Consider the following 22,895-nt stretch of genomic DNA (forward strand, 5'->3'; position numbering starts at 1 on the left):
AGCCGGTGACCACCTTTCGGGACGATGCTCTTAGGCCGGCGGCTCAATCGAGGATCGGCGGCGACTTCAGCACCAGCACTGCCCGCTCGGGTAGATCGACGGTGCCGCCGGCCCGCACCGGCGGGCGGGTGCCGTCGGGAACCGCACCGGTGGCGAGGGTGGTGTCGAAGACCGGGCGCCAAGGCCCGCCGAGATCCGGCGGCAGGGCGAAGGGGCAGGGCTCAGGCGCCGCGTTCATCAGGATGAGGACGCGTTCCGAGCCCTCGATGTCGTTGCTCATCTGCATGCCGAAGGCACGGCGCTCGCCGTCGCCCCAGGCGGCTTCATCCATCTCGGTCCCGTCCGGGGAGAGCCAGTGGACGTCCTTCAGGTCGGTCTCGCCGACGCGGCTGCCGAGCAGGAAGTGGCGACGCCGCAAGGAGCGGCAGGCCCGGCGCAGGGCCGCGAGGTTGCCGACGAATTCGCTCAGCGTCGGATCGGGATCGGCCTCCCAATCCATCCAGCTCACGGCGTTGTCCTGGCAATAGGCGTTGTTGTTGCCGGACTGCGAGCGCGAGCGCTCGTCGCCCATCAGCAGCATCGGCACGCCTTGCGCGAAGAACACGCAGGCCAGCATGTTGCGCTTCTGCCGGGCGCGTAACGCCAGGATGCGGGGATCGTCGGTCGGCCCTTCGACACCGTAATTGGCCGAGAGATTGTGGCCGTGGCCGTCGCGATTCTCCTCGCCGTTGGCCTCGTTGTGCTTCTCCGCGTAGGCGACGACGTCGGCCAGCGTGTAGCCGTCATGCGAGGCGACGAAGTTGATGCTGGCCAAGGGCGAGCGGCCGGACGGCAGAAAAATCTCGCGCGAGCCGGACAGTCCCTGGGTCAGCTTGGCCAGCGTGCCGGAATCGCCCCGCCAGAAGCCGCGCAGGTTGTCGCGGAACTGGTCGTTCCACTCACTCCAGCCGTAAGGGTAGCCGCCGAGCTGGTAGCCGCCCCCGCCGATGTCCCAGGGCTCGGCGATGAGCTTGACCCGCGAGAGCACGGGATCCTGCTGCACCGCCTGGAAGAAGGCCGCCTGCGGGGAAAAGTCAGCGGGCGTGCGGCCGAGGCTGGTCGCGAGGTCGAAGCGGAAGCCCGCGACACCGTAAGCGGTCACCCAGTGGCGCAGGCTATCGAGCACCATCCGCATCACCCGCGGGTGGGCGACGTTGAGGGTGTTGCCACAGCCGGTGCAATCGATGTTGCGGCGCGGGTTCTCGGGATCGAGCTTGTAGTAGCTCGCATTGTCGATGCCGCGGAACGCGAGCGTCGGCCCAAGATGGTCGCCTTCCGCCGTGTGGTTGTAGACCACGTCGATCAGGGTCTCGATGCCGGCCGAGGCGAGTTCGCGGATGGCGAAGCGCAGACCGCTCGCGCCGCCCTCCCCGAGATAGCGCGGCTCGGGGGCGAAGTAGTTGTAGGGCTGGTAGCCCCAGAAATTGACGAGCCCCTTGTCCACGAGGAAACGGTCGTCGGCAAACGCCTGGATCGGTAGGAGTTCGAGGGCGGTGACGCCGAGCTTCAACAGGTGCTCGATGATCGCCGGATGGGCGAGGCCGAGATAGGTGCCCCGCTCGGCCTCCGAGAGCGCCGGATGGGTCCGGGTCAGCGCCTTGACGTGGGCCTCGTAGATCACCGTCTCGTGGAGCGGGCGGGGCGCCGGCAGAGCGACGGCGTCGGGTGTCTCGGGGCGGGTGACGACGCCGCGAGGCAGGAAGGGGGCGCTGTCGCGCCGGTCGATCTGATCCTCGCGGGCGCCGCCGCGGCGATGGCTGTAGAGCGCGTCGTGCCAGCGGATGCGGCCGGCGATCTCGCGGGCATAGGGGTCGAGGACGAGCTTGGCCGGGTTGAAGCGATGCCCCGCCGCCGGGTCCCAGGGGCCGAACACCCGGTAGGCGTATTGCTGGCCCGGCAACAGGCCGTGCAGGTAGCCGTGGAAGACGTCGTCGGTCCGGCAGGGCAGGCGGATCGTGCGCGATTCGTGTCGCGCACCCGGCTCGAACAGGCAGAGATCGACCCGCGTCGCGTTCTGCGAGAAGAGGGCGAAGTTGACGCCGCGGCCGTCGAAATGCGCGCCGAGCGGCGTCGGCAGGCCCTCCTCGATGACGATCATTCCAGTCCTTCGTGAAGCGGGGCCCGTCGATTCAGGGTCCCGTCAAAATGCATTCTCCCGCCCGCGGCTCCTCAGGATGAGGCCGCGGGCGGGAGAATGCCTCGATCGATTCAAAAAAACTCAAGCGGTTCGGACAATCAACCGCTTCGCCATTCGGGCAAAACTACTCCGCCGCCGCCGCCGTCGTGCTTGGCGGCTCGCGCTCGACGGTGCGGAAGGTCTCCAGCTCCGCCATGAAGTTGCGCGCCCACCAATCGACATCCTCGCGCAGCATGCGATCGGCCATCGGCTTCCAGCGTTCCAGGCGCTCGCCGCGGGGCATGTAGAGCGCCTGCCGGATCGCCTCGGCGACCTCGAAGCGATCGTAGGGGTTCACGAGCAAGGCCTCGGGCAATTGCCGTGCGGCACCCGCGAACTTGGACAGCACGAGGACGCCGGGGTCCTCCTCGCTCTGGGCGACGACGTATTCCTTGGCGACTAGGTTCATGCCGTCGCGCATCGGCGTGACCAGACCGACGCGGGCGGCGCGGTAGAGGCCGGCGAGCACGGGACGCGGGTAGGCCTTGGTGACGTACTGGATCGGCGTCCAGGCTGGCTCGCCGAGCATGCCGTTGATGTCGCCGACCTTCTCGTTCACCTCGCGCGAGAGTTGCTCGTATTCCGGCACCTCGCTGCGGGATTTCGGTGTGATCTGGATGTAGACGACGTTGCCGCGCTGGTCGGGGTTCGAGGCGAAGAAGCGGTCCACCGCCTCCATCCGCTCGGGCACACCCTTCGAGTAGTCGAGCCGGTCGACGCCGATCAGCAGCTTGCGCGTGCGCAGGCCCGCCATGGTCTCGCGCACCACCTTGTTGGAGCCGGCCTTGTCGGCGGCCTCCTTGAAGCTCGCCACATCGATGCCGATGGGGAAGGAGCGGATCCGGGTCCGGCGCCCGTCGACCATCATCGAGCCGCCGCCGAGCGGGATCGCCCGCATCGTATCGATGAAGTTGCGCGAGAGGTTCTGCACGTCCGAATCGGTCTGCAGACCGATCAGGTCGTAATCGGCCATGGCGCGCAGCAATTCGCTGCTCGCCGGCAGGGTGTTGAACACGTCGGCCGCGGGCCACGGGATGTGGTGGAAGTAGCCGATCGGGTTGGCGATGCCCTGGCCGCGCAGCTCGGAGGCCAGCGGCAGCAGGTGGTAGTCGTGCACCCAGATCAGGTCGTCGGGCTCGACCAGCTTGGCGAGCGCCTGGGCGAAGGTCTGGTTGACCCGCTGATAGCCGGCATAATCCGAGCGGGAGAAGGTTCCCAGCCCGATCCGGTAGTGCATGATCGGCCAGAGCGCCCGGTTGGCGAAGCCGGCATAGTACTCGCGGTGGTCCTGCGGCGAGAGATCGAGGACGGCGTACTGGATCGGCCCGCGGTCGATCAGCTCCGGCTCGGTGCTCGGATTGTCGCAGATGTTTCCGCTCCAGCCGAACCACAGTCCCTCGTAGGAGGAAAACGCCTCCTTGACTGCGACGGCGAGCCCCCCTGCGGAGACCGCATCCTTGCCCTCGGCGGGCACGGCGACACGGTTGGAGACGATGATCAGACGTGCCACGAACCCGGCTCCGGTCCTCGCTGGAGCCGGCACGCGGGGCGCGCCGGCCTAAGGGTCTTGAGGGTCTTGCGTCTGGGGGAAAACGCGCGGAAGCCTGGCGCGATCCGTCGGACGGCAGCCAAGCGCATCGCCACCGGCGGGTCAAGCAGGCGGCCCGACGATGTCACCGCTGTTCCATCCCGCATCCGCCCGCCCGGCTCCCGTGCACGTCCACGTTCTCGGCAGTGCAGCAGAGCCGGCGCCACCATGCAAGGGCCAAGCTGAACGGGCGCTGACATCCAGCCCCGGAGCAGAACCCGCCCACGGCGTGCGATCGGTGGAAACGTCGACATGGGGGTGGCGGTGCTTCCTCGCATTTTCTCATTACGCCCGAACTCCCTCCGTCCAGCGCAAGGCCGCGCGGAAGGGGCTCTGAAAGCGGAACCCCACGAGGCGGCAAACGGTTCTCCGGCCGAGTTCATCGCAGATCGAAGCGCAACCCGCGCCGATCCAGAGAGTCCAGCCGGAGACACGCCCATGACATCGTCCGCGTCCCCAGGTCCCGTCGGCGGCCCCAAGCCGGCCGAGACCAAGGCCGATTTGGAGGATCTGCGCCACGACGTGGAGGACACCGCCAGCCTTGCGGCCGAGCGCAGCAAGGGGCTCGCTGCGGCCGCGCGACAGCAGGCGCTCGCCTATGTCGACGACCGCAAGGGTGAGGCCGCCCGCTCCGTCTCGGACCTCGCCAAGTCCCTGCGCGATTCCGGGAAGACCTTCGATGACCGCCCCAACATCCGCGCCTTCTTCGACAGCGCGGCTGAGGGCCTCGACGATCTCGCCGGCTCGATCGAGCGGCGCAGCCTCGACGATTTCTACCGTGAGGCCGAGGCCTATGCCCGCCGCTCCCCGGTGACCGTCGCGGTAGGAGCCTTCGCGGCGGGCTTCCTGCTGTCGCGCTTCGTCAAGGCGTCGGGCGAGGTGGAGCCGAAGCGCGCCTACGACGGCTACCGGGCCTGAGGGGACGGGAACCATGGCAAGCCCCAATAATCCATCCGCCTCACCCCCTCCGCCCCCCTCTTCGATCCAGTCCCTCGTCGCGGACGCCCTGCGCGAGGCGAGCGAGCTTGCCAGCAAGGAGATCGCTCTCTTCCGCACGGAGATGACGAGTAACGTCCGCTCGTTGTTCGTCGGCCTGGCGATGATGGTGCTGGCGGCGGTGTTCGCGGTCACCGCCATGCTGGTGCTGATCGGCGCCTTGGTGAAGTACGTCGCGACGCTGGTGGGCTCCGAATGGCTCGCGGCGCTGCTGGTCGGCGGCGGGCTGCTGCTCGTGGCGGTGGTGCTCGGCATCATCGGTGCCCGGGCGATGTCGCTGTCGAATCTCGCGCCGACCCGGACCACGCGGCAGGTCCGGCAGGATGCCCGCGCGCTGACGGAAAGGGTTTCGGGATGAGCGAATCGATCTCGGACCTGGAGAAGGACATCGAGCAGAGCCGTGCGCGTCTCGACGAGACGATCGACCGGATCCAGGGGCGCCTCAACGCGTCGAGCCTCGTCGACGAGATGCTCGGCTCGGCCCGGCAGACGCCCTACAGCGGCTTCTACGACGACGCCCTGCTGGCGGTGCGGCGCAACCCCCTTCCGGTGCTGTTGATCGCGGCGGGTGTCGGCCTGCTGCTCAACGGCATGCGGACGGTTCGCCGCCCGACCTCACGTGCCCTGGTACCGGTCGATTCCAAACCGGTCACGGTGACCGGCGCCGACCGCACCTACGATCCCGACGCCCCCGGCGGACGTCCCCCCCACGATCTGCCGCCCGAGCGTCAGGTCTGACCCGTTACGGGCCGCGCGCGAATCCCCGCGCCGACGGCCGCAGACAGTGGAGCCCATCATGAGCCAAGGCCCCAACCATCAAGGCCCCGTCACCACGCCGCCCGTCGGCGCCCCGGTGGAGACCCTGCCGGAGAACATCGCCGCCCGCTCCGGCATGCCCCGCGAGACCGGCGTCGATCACAGCCTTCACGACATCGCCGACCGGGCGACCGCGCAGGGCCGCGACGCCAATGCCCGCCTCCAGGCCGGCCTGGAGGACACGAGCGAACAGGCACGGGAAGGCGCGCGCAACCTGCGTGATCAGGCGGCGGACCGGGCCTCGGAGGTCAAAAACCGGGTGAGCGAGGCGGCCGATTCCGCCCGCAGCCAAGCCGGTGACACGGTCCGCGCGGTCCGCGAGCGGGCGAGCGAGACCTACGAGGATGCCCGCTCCTGGGCGGAGGATCGCTACGAGACGCAACGTCGGCGCGCGGCCGACCTCGCCGATCGCGGCACCCGCCGCCTGCACGAGGGCCGCACTGCGACCGAGCAGTTCGTCTCCGAGAACCCGCTCCTCGTCGGCGTGGTCGGCCTCGCCGCCGGCCTGCTGCTCGGCGCGCTCCTGCCGCGCACACGTCAGGAAGACCGGGCGCTCGGCCCCTACGCCGACGACCTGCGCGACCAGGGGATCCGCTACGCTCGCGACCTGACCCATCGCGGCCGTGCCTTCGTCGAGACAGCGCTCGACCCCGAGAACCTCGACGCCGCGGTCAAGCGGGCGAGCGCGGAAGGGGGCCCGCAGGGCGGGCCGGCGACGGGCCAACCGACGGGCAAAGCGACCGGCCAACCGACTGCCTCCCGGCCGGGCTTCGACGAGACCGACCGGACGACGCACCGTCTGTAACGATCAAGCACCGGTCTTCCCCCTCTCCCTGCACACGGGGAGAGGGGATGCGCATCCCCTTGAAGACGACCGCTCCCGGTCAGTGCCTCACCCGAAATGCCGGGCCAGCGTCTCGCGGACCGTCTCGACCATCCGCTCCACCGGCACCGAGACCTGGGCGGGGCGGGCCGCCTTCCACTCGGCGTTGCTGGCGATTGCTTCCGCCGCGCGGGCACCCTCGATCAGGTCCTTGATCTGGACTTCTCCGGCCTCGCGCTCGTTCGAACCCTGGATCACCACCGCGGGGGCGCGACGGCGGTCGGCATATTTCATCTGCGCCTTCATCCCAGCGGCACCGAGATAGAGTTCGGCCCGGATGTTTTCGGCCCGCAGCCGCGCGACCAGCGCCTGATACTCGGCGATGTTCTCGCGATCGAGCACCAGCACGACGACGGGGCCGGGCTTGGCCGCGCCCTCGACCAGCGGGCTCTTGGTCAGCCGCAGAGCCGAGAAAAGCCGTGAGACGCCGATCGAGAAACCGGTCGCCGGCACCGGCTCACTGCGGAAGCGCCCGACGAGGCCGTCATAGCGCCCGCCGCCTGCCACCGAGCCGAAGCGCACGGTCTGGCCGTCCTCGTTGGTGACGGGGAAGGTCAGTTCCGCCTCGTAGACCGGGCCGGTGTAGTATTCGAGCCCGCGCACCACGCTCGGATCGGCGCGCACCCGGTCGTGGCCGTAGCCCGCCGCCTCGCACAGCCGCATGATCGCGTGGAGTTCGGCGATGCCCTCGCGGCCGGTCTCGGAATCGCCGACCACCGCGTGCCAAGACCCGAAGAACTTCTCCCAGAACGCCATCCGGTCGGCGCCCTCGTGCGGGCTCGCCTCGAAGCCGACATAGGCCAGGATGCGCTCGATCGCGTCGTCCGCGAGGCCAGCGCCCTTGGTGAAGTCGCCGCTCTCGTCCTTGCGGCCGGGGCCGAGCAGCAGGCGCACGCCGTCGGCGCCGAGGCGGTCGAGCTTGTCGATGGCGCGCAGCACGGTGAGGCGCTGGCCGGCCTTGTCGGGACCGGCGAGGCCGATCGCCTCCATCACACCGTCGAGCACCTTACGATTGTTGACCTTGACCACGTACTGCCCGGCGAGCCCGAGCCGCTCCAGCGTGTCGGCCATCAGCATGCAGGTCTCGGCATCGGCCGCGACGGAAGCAGCGCCGACGATGTCGGCATCGAACTGCATGAACTGGCGGAAGCGGCCCGGCCCCGGCTTCTCGTTGCGGAAGACGTAGCCCGCCCGATAGCTGCGATACGGCTTCGGGATTGCGTCGAAGTTTTCCGCGACATGGCGGGCGAGCGGCGCGGTGAGATCGTAGCGCAAGCTGAGCCACTGCTCGTCGTCGTCCTGGAACGAGAACACGCCCTCGTTCGGCCGGTCGAGGTCCGGCAGGAACTTGCCGAGCGACTCGGTGTACTCGACGAAGGGCGTCTCCAGCGCTTCGAAGCCATAGAGCTCGAAGGTCTGCCGGATCGTGTCCAGCATCCGGCCCTGGGCCAGGAGGTCGGCCTCGGTGCGGTCGGGAAAGCCGCGCGGCAGGCGGGGTTTCAGAGTGTCGGCCTTGGCCATGTCGTCGCCGATCGGAGCGGTTCTTTGAAGGGAAGCCCGGCTCTATCGCAGGCGGCCGTGAGGCGGCAACCCGAGGGGTGTGGAACCTGAGGCGATCGCTCGAAGCTGCGTGAGCGGCTTCGCGGCGCGAAAGCCTGAGGGGCCGAGGCAGTCCGGGGAGGCGGGCGCCGGCATGTGAGGCCGGCAAGAAGTCAGAACAGCCGGCTGCCATCCGGCACGGGTTGGTCGGGAGCGAACAGCACGACGGCGCCGGCGGTGTCGGCAAAGCCCAGCGTCAGCACCTCCGACAGGAACTTCCCGATCTGGCGCGGCGGGAAGTTCACCACCGCCGCGACCTGCCGGCCGACCAGCGTGTCGGACGTGTAATGCTCGGTGATCTGTGCGCTGGAGCGCTTGGTCCCGATCACCGGCCCGAAATCGATGAGGAGTTTGATCGCGGGCTTGCGCGCCTCGGGAAAGGGCTCGGCCGAGACGACGGTGCCGACGCGGATATCAACGGCGAGGAAGGTGTCGAACCCGATTTTTTCGGATTCCGGGGCCGTGGGATCGTGGCTGACATGCATGGGCCGGTCCAAGCGCGCGGGGATTTCCCGCAAGGGCATCTCACAGCGTCAGACGGTAGGCCAGCAGCGCCGCGAGGCCGAGGACCGCGAGCGGGATCTGCGCCGGCCGCAGGCGCTCGAAGAACAGGGGCGCCTCGCCCCGGCGCGCGGCGATCGGATCGAGGATCGTGATCTCGGTGAAGCCGACAATCAGCAGGCCAAGGGCGATCGCCGGCTTGCCCAGCGCGAAGGCGATGAGGGCGCCGTAGCCGAGCAGGAACAGGCTCAGCATCGTGGCGATCTGGGTGACCGTCGCCCCGCCCTCGGTGCGGAAGCTGACGCCGCGGCGCACGCCGGCGAGGAACAGCAGAATCGCGCAGGCCCAGAGCAGCGTCAGGGTGAAGACCGCCTCGGCCAGAGCACCGGGCAGCAGCCAGACCAGAACCGCCCCGGCGATGAAGGGCAGCATCGGGCCGTAGCCGAACACGACGCTGAGCCAGGGAACCGTGCGGGGCTCATAGACGCGGATCGTGCGGCCGGTCTCGTCGTCCAGGGTTTCGGCCATGCGCGCCTCGCGACCGGGGAAAAGCGCCCTGTGAACGGCTGGCGCGCCGGCCTGTTCCGTGCTGGTCGGACGCAGCTCAGGCCGGCTTCTCGGCGGAAAGCGCGGCGCGGCGGCGCTCGTCGCGCCGGCTGCGACGATGCTGGGACCGGCTGTCCTCGGTGGTGGCGGCGAGCCACCAGACCAGGGCGAGCGCCAGAACACCCGCCGCGCCGAGCGCCAGGAAGGACCCGCTCCAGCCGAACCATTCCTGGGCGAGGCCGCCGTACCAGGCCGAGAGCGCGCCGCCGCCCCCCTGCACGGCGTTGACGGTGCCGAGCGCCGTCTGGGTGCGGCCCGAGCCCCAGGTCAGGTCGGCCACCACCACCGGCACCGCCACGCCGATGATGCCGGAGGCCACGCCGTCGAGGATTTCGGCCGAGATGAGCCAGACGGGGTCGTCGATGAAGGCGGAGAGCGCCGCCCGGACCGGCAGGGCGAGGCAGGCGGCGATGAGGAGCTGGCGCCGGCCGCGCCGGTCGGCGAGCGAGCCGGCGGCGAGCGCCACCGGCACCATCACGAGTTGGGCCACCATGACGTAGCGGGCGGTCCAGGCGGTGGGGTTGTCCGCCGTGTGGACGAGCTTCTGCCCGAGCAGGGTCAGCATGCCGCCATTGCCGAGCTGGAACAGGGCGAGCGCCACGGCAAGCACCAGCAGCCGCCGGTTGGTGAAGATCTGCGCGTAGGAGGAGCGCGCCGGCTCCGCCTCGTCCTCCTCCTTGAAGCCCACCGCCCGGCGCCGGTTGAAGGCGCGGGCCGGCATCGCCAGCGTGGCGGCGATGGCTGCCGCTGCCATGGCACCGAGCACCCAGAAGGCGATCTCCGGCCCGAAATGGGCGGTGCCGAAGGTGATGAGCCCGGCAGCGATCAGGATGCCGACATGGTTGAAGGCCTGGTTGCGCCCCTGCTGGCGCGGGAACGCCTCCTTGCCGACGACGCCGAGCGTCAGCCCCGTGACGGCGAGCAGCAGCAGCGTTCCGCCGGCGGCGGCCAGGAACTGCGCCGCCAGCACCGGCACGAAGGAATGGGCCGGCATCAGAAGCAGCGTACCGGCGAGGATCGCGGCGCAGGAAATCACGATGAGCAGGCGCGGTCGCCCGAGGCGGTCGACCAGCGCGCCGAAGGGACCGCTCAGCAGCAGCACGCCCGCGCCCACCAGCGTGGTGACGAGCCCGACCTGCGAGGGGCTCCACTGCCGCATCTGCGCGAGCCACGTGCCGAGGAACGGCCCGAGCCCGCCCTGGATGTCGCCGATGAAGACGTTGATCAGGGCGAGGTGGGTGGTGGGCGCCATGCTGTCCTTGGAGCTGAGCCGGCCGGAGGGCCGGGGGCGGCCCCCTAACGCAGCACCGATCGAGGAGCAATGGAGGAGGCGATCATGGGGCCGGGACGCCCTACCCCGCCTCAACGCCGAAAACCGCCCGCGCCTGGCCGCGACCGCTCGGCGCGGCGGGACGGAGCCGATGAAAAAACCCCGGCGCCATCGGCACCGGGGTCTCATACCAAATCCGATTGTTCCCTTCGGATGGCGGATTTGGCTGTCGCTCAAGCGCCGCGTGGGCTTGATGATCCGCAAGACCTTCCGGATGAGGGGAAAGCCTCGAAGCTCCGCCTCAGGAGGCGAGCGGGGCGCCCGAGCCCTGGCCGGCCGCCTGGGCTTCCATCATCTTCTGCTGGTAGAGGCCGACGAAATCGATCGGGTCGATGTAGAGGGGCGGGAAGCCGCCGTTGCGCACCGCCTCGGCGACGATCTGGCGCGCGAAGGGGAAGAGCAGGCGCGGGCACTCGATCATCACCGCCGGGTGGATCTGCTCCTGCGGGATGTTCCGCATGCGGAAGATGCCAGCATATTTCAGTTCGAAGGCGAACAGCACCTCGTTCTGGATCTTGGCATCGCCCTCCAGCGTCAGCTCGACCTCGAAATCGGCCTCGGCGATCTGCTGGGCGTTGACGTTGACCTGGATGTTGATCTGAGGCCCGCCCTCCTGCGGCTGCAGGGAGCGCGGCGCGTTCGGGTTCTCGAAGGAGAGATCCTTGGCGTATTGCGCCAGCGCGTTGATCGCGGGCGCGAGATCCTGGGACTGCGCGCCGTTGCCGTTCGGTGCCGCGGTATCGGCCATGGCGTCTCTCCTTACTTGCGTCGTCTTGCGCGCACGTGTTCCGCGCGAAGAGCGCCCCTCCGGCGCGGGCTGCGGCTACCATGCCCGTATGCGGCGAACAAGCCGAACCCGAGCGAGACGCCGTCGGTCCCGCGGGCAAGGCCCGGAACCTCAGCCCTCACACGAACGGGGCGCGCGCGAATGGGACGCGGAGCCTCGTATCATTCGTTTGCCTGGAATAGCTCGCAGGTGCGCCCATATCACGATAAGGTCACGCACTTCGAACAGTCGGAGACACTCAGACCCAAGCGCCTATCAAGACGCCCGTTTCCGGCTCGATCCCCGCGCCGCCCTCGGCTAAGAGCCGGTTTTGCGAACCCTTTTCCGGTGACGGGCGGGGACCTCGCAAGATCATCTGCCGGAGCACGGTGGGCAGGATCACGGAACGGCCCTTCTCGTCCGGGCAGCCTCGCGGGCGCCGGATTTATGTGTGCGACGGTCACGATTCGGATCGGTGATGCAGGATTCCTTCGACGCAACCACTCTGATTTTCCTGGCGCTGGCCGTCTTCGTGATCTGGCGGCTGCGCTCGGTCCTCGGCCAGAAGACCGGCACTGAGCGCTCGCCGTTCCGGCCGGTCGAGCGCAATCGCACCGAGCCGCCGGCCGCCGGCCGCAGTGAGGGCGACAACGTGGTGCGCCTGCCCGGCGCCGACCGCGGACAGGCCGCGGCGGTCCAGACCGCGCCCCGCGATTGGCGCGGCATCGCCGAGCCGGGCTCGGCGGTCGCCCGCGGCCTGGAGCAGGTGGTCCAGGTCGAGCCGGGCTTCGAGCCGCGCGCCTTCCTGGAGGGCGCCAAGGGAGCCTACGAGGCCATCGTCATCGCCTTCGCCAAGGGCGATCGCAAGACCCTGCGCGCGCTGCTCTCGCGCGAGGTCTGCGAGGGCTTCGAGCGGGCGATCTCGGAGCGCGAGAAGCGCCGCGAGACCGTCGAGACCACCTTCATCTCCATCGACAAGGCGGAGATGGTCGCCGTCGAGGTGAAGAACCGCGTGGCGCAGGTCACCGTGCGCTTCCTCTCCAACCTCATCACCGCCACCCGCGACGCGGACGGCAAGGTGATCGACGGCAATGCCGAGACCGGTGTCGAGGTGCCCGACGTGTGGACCTTCGCCCGCACGCTGGGCTCGCGCGACCCGAACTGGCAGCTCGTCGCCACCGACGCGGGCGGCTGATCGATCCGCGTCATGCCGCGTTCCCGCGTTTCCCTTTCGGCCGCAGCGGTCCTCGCCGCTGCGGCCGTTTCCGTTCCCGCCGCGTCGCAGCCCGCGGCCGAACCGCCGCGCGTGCCGCCGCAGGGGGCTCCCCAAGTGCCGGGCGCCGTACTGGAACCGGTCGCGCTCAAAGCTCTCCCCGGCTGGCGCGAGGATGACGGCGCGGCGGCCCTCGACACCTTCCGCCGCACCTGCGCCGGGCCGGGGCCGAACCCGCCGCAGGCCCAGGTGGTGACGGGTTCGCCTGCCGACCTCGCGACCGCCTGTGCCGCCGCAGCCGCGGTGCGGCCTGAGGACGCGAAGAAATTCTTCGAGGCACGGTTTTCCGCCTACCGCATCGTGCGCCCGGCTTCCGGCACGGAGCCGGAGCGCCGGGTCGGCTTCCTCACCGGCTATTTCGAGCCGGAACTGACAGGGTCGCTCACGCCTGGCCCCGGCTACACCGCCCCCGTGCTGGCCCGGCCCGACGACCTCGTCAGCCTCGCTCCCGGCGAGACCGCGCCGGGGCTCGACCCCGTCTATAGAGCCGGCCGGCGCACCGAGACCGGCCTCGTGCCCTATCCCGACCGCGCCGCGATCGAGGACGGGGCGCTCGGCGAGCGGATCCGGCCGCTGCTGTGGCTGCGCGATTCCGTCGATCTCTTCGTGCTGCAGGTGCAGGGGTCCGGCCGGGTGCGGCTTCCCGACGGGCGCGGGATGCGGGTGCTCTACGACGGCAAGAACGGCCAGCCCTATACCTCGATCGGCAAGCTCCTCGTCGCCGAGGGCCACCTGCCCCTCAACGGCCTGAGCCTGGAGCGCTGGACCACCTGGCTGCGGGCCAATCCGGACCACGCTCGCCGGCTGATGCGGATGAACGCGTCCTACATCTTCTTTCGGACCGAGCCGGTGACAGACCCGACCCTCGGCCCGCCCGGTGCGGCCGGCGTGCCGCTCAGTCCGGGGCGCAGCATGGCCGTCGACAGCAACCTGTGGCGCTACGGGCTGCCGTTCTGGCTGGAGGGCAAGCTGCCGGGCCAGCCCGGGCGCGGCCACCTCGTCGTGGCCGCCGATACCGGCTCGGCCATTGTCGGTCCGGCGCGGGGCGATCTCTATGTCGGCACCGGCGCCGCTGCGGGCCGGGCGGCGGGTGACCTGCACGACCGCATGGGGTTCGTCGTGCTGCTCCCGAAGCCGGCGCCCGCCGCGAAGGACGACGCGGCGAAGGACGCGGCCGTGCCGGAGGCCGTCGGCGGGGAGCCGCGGCCGTGAGGGAGCGGCCACCGCGGCGCCCCCGCCTGCTCTCGCGCGAGGAGGCCCATCTCTGGGGCGAGATCGCCAAGCTGATCACGCCGCTGCGGGGCCGCGCCCGGCCGCGGAAGGTGGCGGCGAAAGCACCTGCGGGCGAGGCGGAGAAGCCCACCATGCCGCCGACGGTCGCGAGGCCGGCCGCGAAACCGGCAACCAGGCCCTCCCCGAAAACCGCACCGAAATCCGCCTCCCCTCCCCCGGCGCGGCCGACGCCGGCCGTCCCGCTGCCGCGCGCCGCTTCGAAGCCGCTCAAGCTCGGCGACCTCGCGCCCGAGATCGCCCGTGCTTCCGCCGCGCCGGCTCCCGTTCCCGCGCCGGCCTCACCGGGCGCGCCAGGGCTCGAGCGGCGCGAGCGGCGCGGATTGGAGCGCGGCACCCTGACGATCGAGGCACGCATCGACCTGCACGGCCTCTACCAAGCGGAGGCGCACGCCGCTCTGGTCGGCTTCCTGCTGCGGTCCCGCGCCGCGGGGCATGCCCGCGTGCTCGTGGTGACCGGCAAGGGCGGAGAGGGGTTCGGTGGGTCTGACCGCGGCTTCTCGGAGCGCGGCGTGCTCCGGCGCAGCGTGCCCCACTGGCTGCGGGGCCCGGAACTGCGCGGTCTCGTGATCGGCTTCGAGGAGGCGGCGCGTCACCATGGCGGAGCCGGCGCCCTCTACGTGCGGCTGCGGCGGCGCTGAGCCCGACGACGAAACGCCTGCCGATCCCGGCCCGGTGGCACCTGAGGTAAAATCAGCAAAGGGCTCTTGAGCCGGGTGGCGAAACGCGCTACTGAGCCATGCTCTCCCATTGCAGCCGTGTCGCATTCCTCGGTCTCTTCGGCCCAGCGGAACCGATGCGTGGGCCGGGCCGCGCGCCCGCGACGGCTACGGATCCCGGGGCGCTTCCCCGGCGCCCGGCCCTGCTCCCGAACCGGCCGATTTCTTCCCGCCCTTCGTTGGTTGCATCTCCCCACATGACGTCACAGAACGACGCTCTCGCCCCCGTCGAAGCTCCGGCCGAAGCCGCCGTCGCGCCGGCCGATCTCGCCGCCCGACGCGAGGTGAAGCTCCAGGACCTCAAGTCCAAATCGCCGACCGAACTCATCACCTTCGCGGAGGAGGTCGAGGTCGAGAACGCCTCGACCATGCGCAAGCAGGAGTTGATGTTCGCGATCCTCAAGCAGCTCGCGGCCAACGAGACCGAGATCATCGGCGCCGGCACCGTCGAGGTGCTCCAGGACGGGTTCGGCTTCCTGCGTTCGAGCGACTCGAACTACCTGCCCGGCCCGGACGACATCTACATCTCGCCCACGCAAATCCGCCGTTTCGGCCTGCGCACGGGCGACACGGTGGAAGGCCCGATCCGCGGCCCCAAGGACGGCGAGCGCTACTTCGCGCTGATCAAGGTCAACACGATCAACTTCGAGAGCCCGGAGAAGATCAAGCATAAGGTCCACTTCGACAACCTGACGCCGCTGTTCCCGACCAAGCGGTTCAAGCTCGAACTGGACAACCCGACCAAGAAAGATTTCTCGCCCCGCATCATCGACATCGTCTCGCCGATCGGTAAGGGCCAGCGCGCTCTGATCGTCGCGCCGCCGCGCACCGGCAAGACCGTGCTGATGCAGAACATCGCGCAGTCGATCACCCTCAATCACCCCGAATGCTACCTCATCGTGCTGCTCATCGACGAGCGCCCGGAAGAGGTGACCGACATGATCCGCTCGGTGAAGGGCGAGGTCATCGCCTCGACCTTCGACGAGCCGGCCACCCGCCACGTGCAGGTCGCCGAGATGGTGATCGAGAAGGCCAAGCGCCTGGTCGAACACGGCCGCGACGTGGTGATCCTCCTCGACTCGATCACCCGCCTCGGCCGCGCCTACAACACCGTGGTGCCGTCCTCCGGCAAGGTGCTGACCGGCGGCGTCGATGCCAATGCCCTGCAGCGGCCCAAGCGCTTCTTCGGCGCGGCCCGCAACATCGAGGAGGGCGGCTCGCTCTCCATCATCGCGACCGCACTGATCGACACCGGATCGCGCATGGACGAGGTGATCTTCGAGGAGTTCAAGGGCACCGGCAACTCCGAGATCATTCTCGACCGCAAGGTCTCGGACAAGCGCATCTTCCCGGCCATCGACATCACCCGCTCCGGCACCCGTAAGGAAGAGCTGCTGGTGCCGCCGGATTCGCTCAAGAAGACCTACGTGCTGCGCCGCATCCTCAACCCGATGGGCGTCACCGACGCGATCGAGTTCCTCATGGACAAGCTGCGACAGACCAAGAGCAACAGCGACTTCTTCGACTCGATGAACACGTAAGGCGAACCGCCTGGCGCAACGGCTTTCCGGGACATCCCGGCGAGAGGCCGGCCGAGATGATCGGCCGGCCTCTTTTCGTGTCGCACGCCCCTCGCATGATCAGCTCGGTTCCGCACCGTCACTGCGAGGCAAAGCCGAAGCGCTCCAAGCGCCCCGATGACGAAGGACGATCCTGCCGGGAGCCGTGCTCCCTTCATGCGAAATTGTGCAGTAATCGCAAAATCTTCCAGCCATTCGAACCATCGGTTGGGTGTGACGTTGGCCCGCCGTCACCGCCTCACGAGGCGGTTCTGTTCGGAGACGGCGCATGGCAACCCGCAACGTATCGGATCTCGTGGTCGAGACGCTCCAGCAGGCGGGGGTGCGCCGCATCTACGGTCTCGTCGGCGACAGCCTGAACGGGATCACGGAAGCGATCCGCAGCCGCGGCGTCATCGATTGGGTCCATGTCCGCCATGAGGAGGTCGCGGCGTTTGCCGCCGCGGGCGAGGCGCAGGTGACCGGCGAACTCGCGGTCTGCGCCGGCTCGTGCGGACCGGGTAACCTCCACCTCATCAACGGCCTGTTCGACGCGCACCGCACCCGCACGCCTGTGCTGGCGATCGCCGCCCACATCCCGTCGAGCGAGATCGGCCTCAACTACTTTCAGGCGACGCGCCCCGAAGAGCTGTTCCGCGATTGCAGCCATTTCTGTGAACTGGTCTCCGATCCGGAGCAGTTGCCCAACGTCCTCGAGACCGCGATCCGCACGGCGGTGGGCCGGCGCGGCGTCGCCGTGGTGGTCATCCCCGGCACGGTCGCCCTCAAGGAGGCGCCCAAGCGCGCCCTTGCCGCGCCGGCGACCCTGCGCCCGCGCACGCCCGTCACCGTGCCGCCGGCCGACGAGCTCGACCGCCTAGCCGACCTTCTCAACGCCTCCAAAAAGATCACGCTGCTGTGCGGGCGCGGCTGCGCCGGGGCGCACGCGCCGCTGATGCGGCTGGCGGAGCGGCTCAAGAGCCCGATCGTCCACGCGCTCGGCGGCAAGGAACATGTCGAGCACGACAACCCCTACGATGTCGGCATGACCGGCCTGATCGGCTTCTCCTCGGGCTACGCGGCGATGGAGGCCTGCGAGACCCTGCTGATGCTCGGCACGGACTTCCCCTACCGCCAGTTCTACCCCGAGCATGCCAGGATCGCGCAGGTCGATCTGCGCCCGGAGAATCTGGGCAAGCGCTGCCGGCTGGACGTCGGCCTCGTCGGGGATGTCGCCGCCACGATCGAGGCGCTGCTGCCGCGTCTCACCGGCAACGACAATGCCCGCCACCTGGAGGCCAGCCTCAAGCACTATGCCAAGGCGCGCGAAGACCTCGACGACCTCGCCACCGGCAAGCCGGGGCGCAAGCCGATCCACCCGCAATACCTCACCCGGCTCCTCAGCGAGGCGGCGCACGAAGACGCCGTGTTCACGGCCGATGTCGGCACGCCCACCGTCTGGGCGGCGCGCTACCTCCGCATGACCGCCGGGCGCCGCCTGATCGGTTCCTGGGCCCACGGCTCGATGGCCAACGCCCTGCCCCACGCCATCGGGATCCAGGCGGCGAGCCCCGGCCGGCAGGTAATCTCGCTGTCGGGTGACGGGGGCTTTGCCATGCTGATGGGCGACATCCTCACGCTCCGCCAAGAGAAGCTGCCGGTGAAGGTCGTCATCTTCAACAACGGCACGCTCGGCTTCGTCGAGCTGGAGATGAAGGCCGCGGGCTATCTCGAGACCGGCGTGACGCTCGACAATCCCGATTTCGCCGCCATGGCCAACGCCATCGGCATCCATGCCCACAGGGTCGAGGATCCGGGTGATCTGGAAGGCGCAATCCGCGACGTGCTGGCCCATCCCGGACCCGCCCTCCTCGACGTGGTGACGAATCGCCAGGAGCTGGCCATGCCGCCCAAGCTCCAGGCCGAGCAGGTGAAGGGCTTTAGCCTCTACGCCCTCCAGGCGGTGATGAACGGGCGCGGCGACGCCATCCTCGATCTGGCCAAGACCAACCTGCTGCGCTGAACCGGAACGGCACCGGCGTGGCCTCTCTGGAGGGAGCCGCGCCGGGTTGCCCGAAGTCGATGCCCGCACATCCCCGGGCTGCTCCTGACCTGACCGGAACGACGCTGGCCGGACCGATCCTCGCCCAGCAGGCGGGCACGACGCTGGAAACCATTTCGATCGAGGGCCGTCGTGGCCAGCCAGCGGGACGGGGCCCGGCGCAGAGCGCACGGCAACCGGCGCACCCGTCCCTTTCACCCGCGCCCGGCAGCGTTGGGGTCGGGGACAAGCAGGGGCGGCGGCCTCCGCTACGCCGGTACCGGCCCGGCCAACGAAGTGCGGGGCTGCGTCCGCAACGCGACCGTAACGCGGTTCGACGCGGTGGCGGCCTACCACGTCGCCAAGGTTGATCCGCGGCTGGCGGGCATGCGACGTCAAGTCAACGTGAACAACGAGTTCGACCGCCGCTATTTCGCATGCCAAGCGGTGGCTGCTCTCGTGGCCAGCCCTGCCCGTTCACCGCAAGTCTGATCGATCGCTGGTGAGGCGAAGCCCGCCCTGGCCCCCGTTACGCAAGATCTCCTCGACAGCGCCCTGACCGGTGCCTTCGCCTCCTTCTCAGGCCGGCTTCGCCGCGACCCCGATCCGCAGGCCTGCGCGCTGCCGGAGCTCGCGCGCGAAGCGATCCCCGACGGGATCGCCCTGTTCGCGGATGCCTATCCCGGAGCCGAGCGCAAGGCGGTCGCCTCGCTGTGGAGCGCCTACCTCTTCGCCGCGCTGATCGCGCCGACGCTGGCAGTGGGCGCGCGGCTCGGGGTGGCCGTGGCCGTCGAGGCGATCCGCTTCGCACCGGATTCGGGCTTGCCGGAAACCCTCCATCTCGCACCGGAGCTCGCCCTCCCCTCCCCTCTTCCGGCCCAGGTGGACCGGTTGCTGGCCGAGGGCATCATGCCGGTGATTCAGGCTTTGAGGGCCGAGACAGGGCTGTCGCGCCGTCTGCTATGGGAGAATGCCGGCGGTCATCTGTTCTGGACGCTGAAGACGATCGCGCGGGAAAACGCGGACCGGGCCGACGAGGCGACCGAGGCGCTACAGGCTCTGCGCTGGCCACGCGAAGCCTGCGCGGCACTTACCCTGATGCGCAGTGACGCGTTGGCGGGCCTGGACGCGCCGCGTCGCCGGGTCTGCTGCCTGCGGAACGGTTTGCCCGGATTCTCCAGATGCGAGGGAATCTGTCCCCTTCTCGGGCAGGGTGCGACGGGCGGCTGATCCCATCCTCCCTCGTCCTGAGGTGAGTGTCGAAATCAGCGGCACCGAGAGGCTGTGAGCGTGTTCGAGCGCTCAGCCGCCGCGCCCGGCTTCCGCGACGAGGCCGCGCTGTACCTTCGAGCGCAGGCGATTGTTCTGGAAGACCAGTGTCACGGTGGCGCTGCTGCCGCGGTCGGACCAGAGATAGGTCTCGAAGCTGCCGAGCCCGGGGATCGTCGCGGTGGCATCGAGGGTACCGCGGCAGCCGAGCAGGCGTTCGACCTCGGGAAGACGCATCTCGGCTTGGAGCAGCTCGAAGGTGACGAGACTAACCGGACACTGGGTGCGCTCCGTCGGCGGCCGGTGAGCGGCGGCCCGCACCGGTTCGGACGGCGCGGCCGGTGCCGGATCGGCAGCCGCGGGCTGCGCGTGCCACCCTGGGGCCGGGGGCGCATCATCCCATCCACCGGGCAAGGCCGCGGGTGCCGCGGCGACCGTGCGCGGCACGTCCGAGGAGCGGGTGCCGCCGGGTGCTGCGACGGCGCGCGGGGCGATCGGTGCGGCGCCCCCTCCGCGCAGGGCGGGAGTAAAGGCTGGTCCCTGGCGCAGCCGGCCGGCTGCGCCCGCAACATCCCCGCGGCCGGCGCCGTGCGGCGCCCGTTCCACTCCGACTTCGAGCGGGGCCTGGGCATGCCCGGCAACGATGGCTCGGCGCAGAGCCGCGTCGAGGCCGCGCAGCTCGCGGGCGAGTCGCTCACTCCGCGCGGTGCCGGCGGGGCCGGATCGGATCTCGCAGTCCGCATAGGCGGTGAGAGCGTCGCGGATCTCGGCGTCGGTCCACTGCCCGGCGGGCTTGCCGAACAGATCGGCATCGCCCTGCGGCACGGCGGTCGCCGAGGCAGCGCCGAGCCGGCCGAGCCGCTCCTCGGCGAGGCCACGGTGGGCGCCGCAGCCGCCGGCCGCGTCGAGGGTCGCGCGGAACGGCGAGGGCGCGGCGGCAAAGGCAGGGCCGCACGCGGCGGCGAGCAGGGCCGGTGCGAGAAGGAAGCGCATGGAGCGGTCGCCTGGGATCAGGTCAATCCGCTCAAGCGACCGGTTCGGCGTGAACGGACCCTTACCGCGCGGGCTGGAGCGGTCGAGATTCGGCCGTCATGCCTGACTGTTCGTTGAGCGCTTCGCTCAGATCGACCGCATCCGGTCCCAGTGCATCACCCCGAAAGGTGGTCTCCAGCTTCCGGGGCGATGCAGAAATAACGGGCCTTTGCGCATCGCGCTGGATACCGGATCCAGCGCGATGCCCCATCCCGTCGGCAGTTTTCACGGGAAAACAGCCGCGCTTCAGGCCCGCCCGGCCGGGGTCTTCGCCCGCCTGCGGCGGCGGGCCAGCATGTTGAGAATCTCCACGCCCGCCGAGAAGGCCATGGCTGTGTAGATGTAGCCCTTCGGCACATGCGCCCCGAAGCCCTCGGCGAGCAGCGTCATGCCGATCATGATGAGGAAGCCGAGCGCCAGCATCACCACGGTGGGGTTGGCGGCGATGAAGCGCGAGAGCGGGTCGGCGGCGAGCAGCATCACGGTCACGGCGGAAACGACGGCGATGACCATGATCGCGACGTGCTCGGTCATGCCGACGGCGGTGATGATCGAGTCGATCGAGAAGACGAGGTCGAGGATCAGGATCTGGACGATGGCAGAGCCGAAAGTGATCGTGGCCGCATTGCCGATCTTCTCCTCCGGGCTCGGATCGACGCTGTGGTGGATCTCCTTGGTCGCCTTCCACAAGAGGAACAGGCCGCCCGCGATCAGGATGAGGTCGCGCCAGGAGAAGCCCTTCCCGAATACCTCGAAGACCGGCTCGGTGAGGTGGACGATCCAGGCCACGGTGCCGAGCAGGGCAAGCCGGAGGATCAGGGCGAGGCCGATGCCGATGCGCCGGGCCCGGCTCTGCTGCTCGGCCGGCAGCTTATTGGTGATGATCGAGATGAAGATCAGGTTGTCGATGCCGAGCACGACCTCCATCACCACGAGAGTCGCCAGGGCGGCCCAGGCGGTCGGATCGGCGGTGAGTTGCAGCAGGCTGTCCAAGGGGAAGTCCACCCGTCGTCGGTCGGTTCAGAAGGGAAGAGGAAAGCGGCTCGTGGCGCCGGGTGCGGCGTTCGGCGGCGCGAGAACGCGCACGGCCTTCGGCACGACCTTGAAATGAGCCGGCGTCCAGGTGGTGAGTTCGCCGTCGGTGTTGACCGCCCGCGGCTTGCGGGTCGTCAGGACCAGTTCCGTCGTCTCGAAGGCGCGCACATCCGCGGCCTTGCCGTGGGTGCCCCGGCGCAGGGCCGGCAGCAGCGCAATCAGCCGCCACCAATGGGCGACCTCCAGGCTGTAGAAATCGAGCCGCCCGTCATCGACGGTGGCGTCCTCCTGCACCGTCATGCCGCCGCCGTAATGGCGGCCGTTGCCGACCGAGGCCTGGATCGTCGTCACCTTCTCGGTGCGGCCATCATGCTCGATCGTCACCGTGAAGGGGCGCGCGCGGCGCAGCAGGCGAATCGCGGCGATGGCGTATCCCACCGTGCCCCAGGCCTTCTTGGCATCCGCCGTCAATTCGCTGGCGAGGTCGGCGGAGAAGCCGACGCTCGCCACGTTGAAATAGTAGTGCCCGTTGACCCAGCCGAGGTCGATCGCCTTCTCCGGCGCCGTGGGGATCAGCCCCGCGGCCGCCTCCGGTTCGAGGGGCAGGCCCAGCGAGCGGGCGAGATCGTTGGCGGTGCCGAGCGGCAGGATGCCGAAGGGCAGCTTCGTCTCGACCAGGGCCGGCGCCGCCGCGTTCATGGTGCCGTCGCCACCGCCAAGGATGACGAGATCGACCGCGCCGGCATGGCGCCCGATCACTTCCTTGCAATCAGTGCTGCCTTGAGGCTCGATGAGGTCGAGGCCGCCCTCGCGGAGGATCGTCCGGATCGCATCCAGCGGCGCGGAGCCGCTGCGGGCCTTTCCGTTCACGAGAAGGAGTGCGCGGCGCTTCTTCGGATTCGGGGTCGCGCTCAAGCGCCCGCTCCGCGCGTGACCGGACGGAACAGGGAAACCACCATGGCCGGCAAAAGGCTGTCCTCACACGCTCAAGCGCCGCGTTCGCGCCAGCGTCGATAAGAATCCGACATCACGATCGACGCCTCGACCGTCAGAGGGGCCCGGACCCGTCCTCGGCAATCCCGCCCAACGCCCCCGCCGGGAACGCTCGGCCTGTTCCGCCCTGCGGACAGGAGGAGACCAGGACCGCCACGCTCAAGGTGGGGACTTCCCGCGTGTTGGCAAGGGGCCGGGAAACGGGACGAGCAGAAGCACGCTGAGGGTGCAAAAGCATGCGAAGGGTCGAAGACGGGCAAGCCAGTCTCGGGATCGCGCCGGGGAGGGACAACGGGGGTAACGGGCGCTTCGGCGCGGCGCCTGTCGCAAAGGGGAGCGGACGCGGTATAGGAACGCGATCGGTGGCGAAGAGCGTGGAACCGT

20 protein-coding genes are annotated in these 22,895 nt (G+C 69.6%); 10 read left to right on the forward strand and 10 right to left on the reverse strand.

Annotated features, from left to right (window positions below; all coding sequences use genetic code 11):
• Positions 1-43: 43 nt before the first annotated feature.
• Together glgX and MFF24_RS05860 are read right to left on the reverse strand one after the other, a co-directional pair.
• Entirely contained in the window at positions 44-2,137 is a 2,094-nt protein-coding gene (glgX, locus tag MFF24_RS05855) for a glycogen debranching protein GlgX (RefSeq protein WP_238223144.1), read from the reverse strand.
• Positions 2,138-2,300: 163 nt separating this feature from the next.
• The gene (locus MFF24_RS05860; RefSeq protein WP_108939753.1) at positions 2,301-3,725 is read right to left on the reverse strand and encodes an alpha,alpha-trehalose-phosphate synthase (UDP-forming); all 1,425 of its coding nucleotides are present in this window, start codon (positions 3,723-3,725) and stop codon (positions 2,301-2,303) included.
• A gap of 516 nt (positions 3,726-4,241) precedes the next feature.
• Here MFF24_RS05860 and MFF24_RS05865 point away from each other — a divergent pair.
• The 4 genes from MFF24_RS05865 to MFF24_RS05880 are packed head-to-tail and all read left to right on the forward strand — an operon-like array spanning position 4,242 to position 6,420.
• On the forward strand, positions 4,242-4,721 hold the full coding sequence (locus MFF24_RS05865) for a hypothetical protein (RefSeq protein WP_238223145.1): 480 nt from the start codon (positions 4,242-4,244) through the stop codon (positions 4,719-4,721).
• A 13-nt stretch (positions 4,722-4,734) separates the two neighbouring features.
• On the forward strand, positions 4,735-5,157 hold the full coding sequence (locus MFF24_RS05870) for a phage holin family protein (protein ID WP_108939751.1): 423 nt from the start codon (positions 4,735-4,737) through the stop codon (positions 5,155-5,157).
• Positions 5,154-5,537: a DUF3618 domain-containing protein gene (locus MFF24_RS05875; protein ID WP_108939750.1), complete on the forward strand. Its 384-nt coding sequence runs from the start codon at positions 5,154-5,156 to the stop codon at positions 5,535-5,537. The genes MFF24_RS05870 and MFF24_RS05875 overlap by 4 nt, the downstream gene beginning before the upstream one ends.
• A gap of 58 nt (positions 5,538-5,595) precedes the next feature.
• Positions 5,596-6,420 (forward strand): apolipoprotein A1/A4/E family protein, encoded by an 825-nt coding sequence (locus MFF24_RS05880; RefSeq protein ID WP_238223147.1) that lies wholly within the window; start codon positions 5,596-5,598, stop codon positions 6,418-6,420.
• Between the two features lie 87 nt (positions 6,421-6,507).
• Here MFF24_RS05880 and hisS read toward each other — a convergent pair whose 3' ends face one another.
• The 5 genes from hisS to secB form a co-directional block, all read right to left on the reverse strand.
• Positions 6,508-8,019: a histidine--tRNA ligase gene (hisS, locus tag MFF24_RS05885; protein WP_133088109.1), complete on the reverse strand. Its 1,512-nt coding sequence runs from the start codon at positions 8,017-8,019 to the stop codon at positions 6,508-6,510.
• Positions 8,020-8,210: 191 nt separating this feature from the next.
• Entirely contained in the window at positions 8,211-8,582 is a 372-nt protein-coding gene (locus MFF24_RS05890; protein ID WP_238223149.1) for a tRNA-binding protein, read from the reverse strand.
• Between the two features lie 40 nt (positions 8,583-8,622).
• Positions 8,623-9,126: a DUF3429 domain-containing protein gene (locus MFF24_RS05895; protein WP_133088108.1), complete on the reverse strand. Its 504-nt coding sequence runs from the start codon at positions 9,124-9,126 to the stop codon at positions 8,623-8,625.
• A gap of 76 nt (positions 9,127-9,202) precedes the next feature.
• Positions 9,203-10,456 carry an MFS transporter gene (locus tag MFF24_RS05900; protein WP_238223159.1) on the reverse strand — a complete coding sequence of 418 codons (1,254 nt, stop codon included), beginning with the start codon at positions 10,454-10,456 and terminating at the stop codon, positions 9,203-9,205.
• A gap of 319 nt (positions 10,457-10,775) precedes the next feature.
• The gene (gene secB / locus MFF24_RS05905) at positions 10,776-11,282 is read right to left on the reverse strand and encodes a protein-export chaperone SecB (RefSeq protein ID WP_108939744.1); all 507 of its coding nucleotides are present in this window, start codon (positions 11,280-11,282) and stop codon (positions 10,776-10,778) included.
• A gap of 496 nt (positions 11,283-11,778) precedes the next feature.
• Here secB and MFF24_RS05910 point away from each other — a divergent pair, with 496 nt between their 5' ends.
• The 6 genes from MFF24_RS05910 to fhuF all read left to right on the forward strand — a co-directional run bounded on the left by MFF24_RS05910 (position 11,779) and on the right by fhuF (position 19,412).
• A complete protein-coding gene (locus MFF24_RS05910; protein ID WP_238223165.1) occupies positions 11,779-12,495 on the forward strand; it encodes a Tim44/TimA family putative adaptor protein in 717 nt (238 codons plus the stop codon).
• 12 nt (positions 12,496-12,507) lie between these two features.
• The gene (mltA, locus tag MFF24_RS05915) at positions 12,508-13,785 is read left to right on the forward strand and encodes a murein transglycosylase A (RefSeq protein ID WP_238223167.1); all 1,278 of its coding nucleotides are present in this window, start codon (positions 12,508-12,510) and stop codon (positions 13,783-13,785) included.
• Positions 13,782-14,504 carry a Smr/MutS family protein gene (locus MFF24_RS05920; protein WP_238223168.1) on the forward strand — a complete coding sequence of 241 codons (723 nt, stop codon included), beginning with the start codon at positions 13,782-13,784 and terminating at the stop codon, positions 14,502-14,504. Before mltA ends, MFF24_RS05920 begins: the two co-directional genes overlap by 4 nt.
• A 275-nt stretch (positions 14,505-14,779) precedes the next feature.
• Positions 14,780-16,123 (forward strand): transcription termination factor Rho, encoded by a 1,344-nt coding sequence (gene rho / locus MFF24_RS05925; RefSeq protein WP_108939741.1) that lies wholly within the window; start codon positions 14,780-14,782, stop codon positions 16,121-16,123.
• 307 nt (positions 16,124-16,430) lie between these two features.
• The gene (poxB, locus tag MFF24_RS05930) at positions 16,431-18,164 is read left to right on the forward strand and encodes a ubiquinone-dependent pyruvate dehydrogenase (protein ID WP_238223169.1); all 1,734 of its coding nucleotides are present in this window, start codon (positions 16,431-16,433) and stop codon (positions 18,162-18,164) included.
• A gap of 681 nt (positions 18,165-18,845) precedes the next feature.
• Positions 18,846-19,412, forward strand: coding sequence for a siderophore-iron reductase FhuF (gene fhuF, locus MFF24_RS05935; protein WP_283214479.1), 567 nt, complete (start codon positions 18,846-18,848; stop codon positions 19,410-19,412).
• Positions 19,413-19,484: 72 nt separating this feature from the next.
• Here fhuF and MFF24_RS05940 read toward each other — a convergent pair whose 3' ends face one another.
• The 3 genes from MFF24_RS05940 to MFF24_RS05950 form a co-directional block, all read right to left on the reverse strand.
• Complete coding sequence (locus MFF24_RS05940; RefSeq protein WP_133088103.1) at positions 19,485-20,444, reverse strand: hypothetical protein; 960 nt, start codon at positions 20,442-20,444, stop codon at positions 19,485-19,487.
• 285 nt (positions 20,445-20,729) lie between these two features.
• Positions 20,730-21,476 carry a TerC family protein gene (locus tag MFF24_RS05945; RefSeq protein ID WP_108939737.1) on the reverse strand — a complete coding sequence of 249 codons (747 nt, stop codon included), beginning with the start codon at positions 21,474-21,476 and terminating at the stop codon, positions 20,730-20,732.
• 27 nt (positions 21,477-21,503) lie between these two features.
• Entirely contained in the window at positions 21,504-22,433 is a 930-nt protein-coding gene (locus MFF24_RS05950; RefSeq protein ID WP_231346392.1) for a lipid kinase, read from the reverse strand.
• Positions 22,434-22,895: the final 462 nt, after the last annotated feature.

This window comes from Methylorubrum aminovorans, assembly GCF_022179725.1.
GTDB classification, from domain to species: domain Bacteria; phylum Pseudomonadota; class Alphaproteobacteria; order Rhizobiales; family Beijerinckiaceae; genus Methylobacterium; species Methylobacterium aminovorans.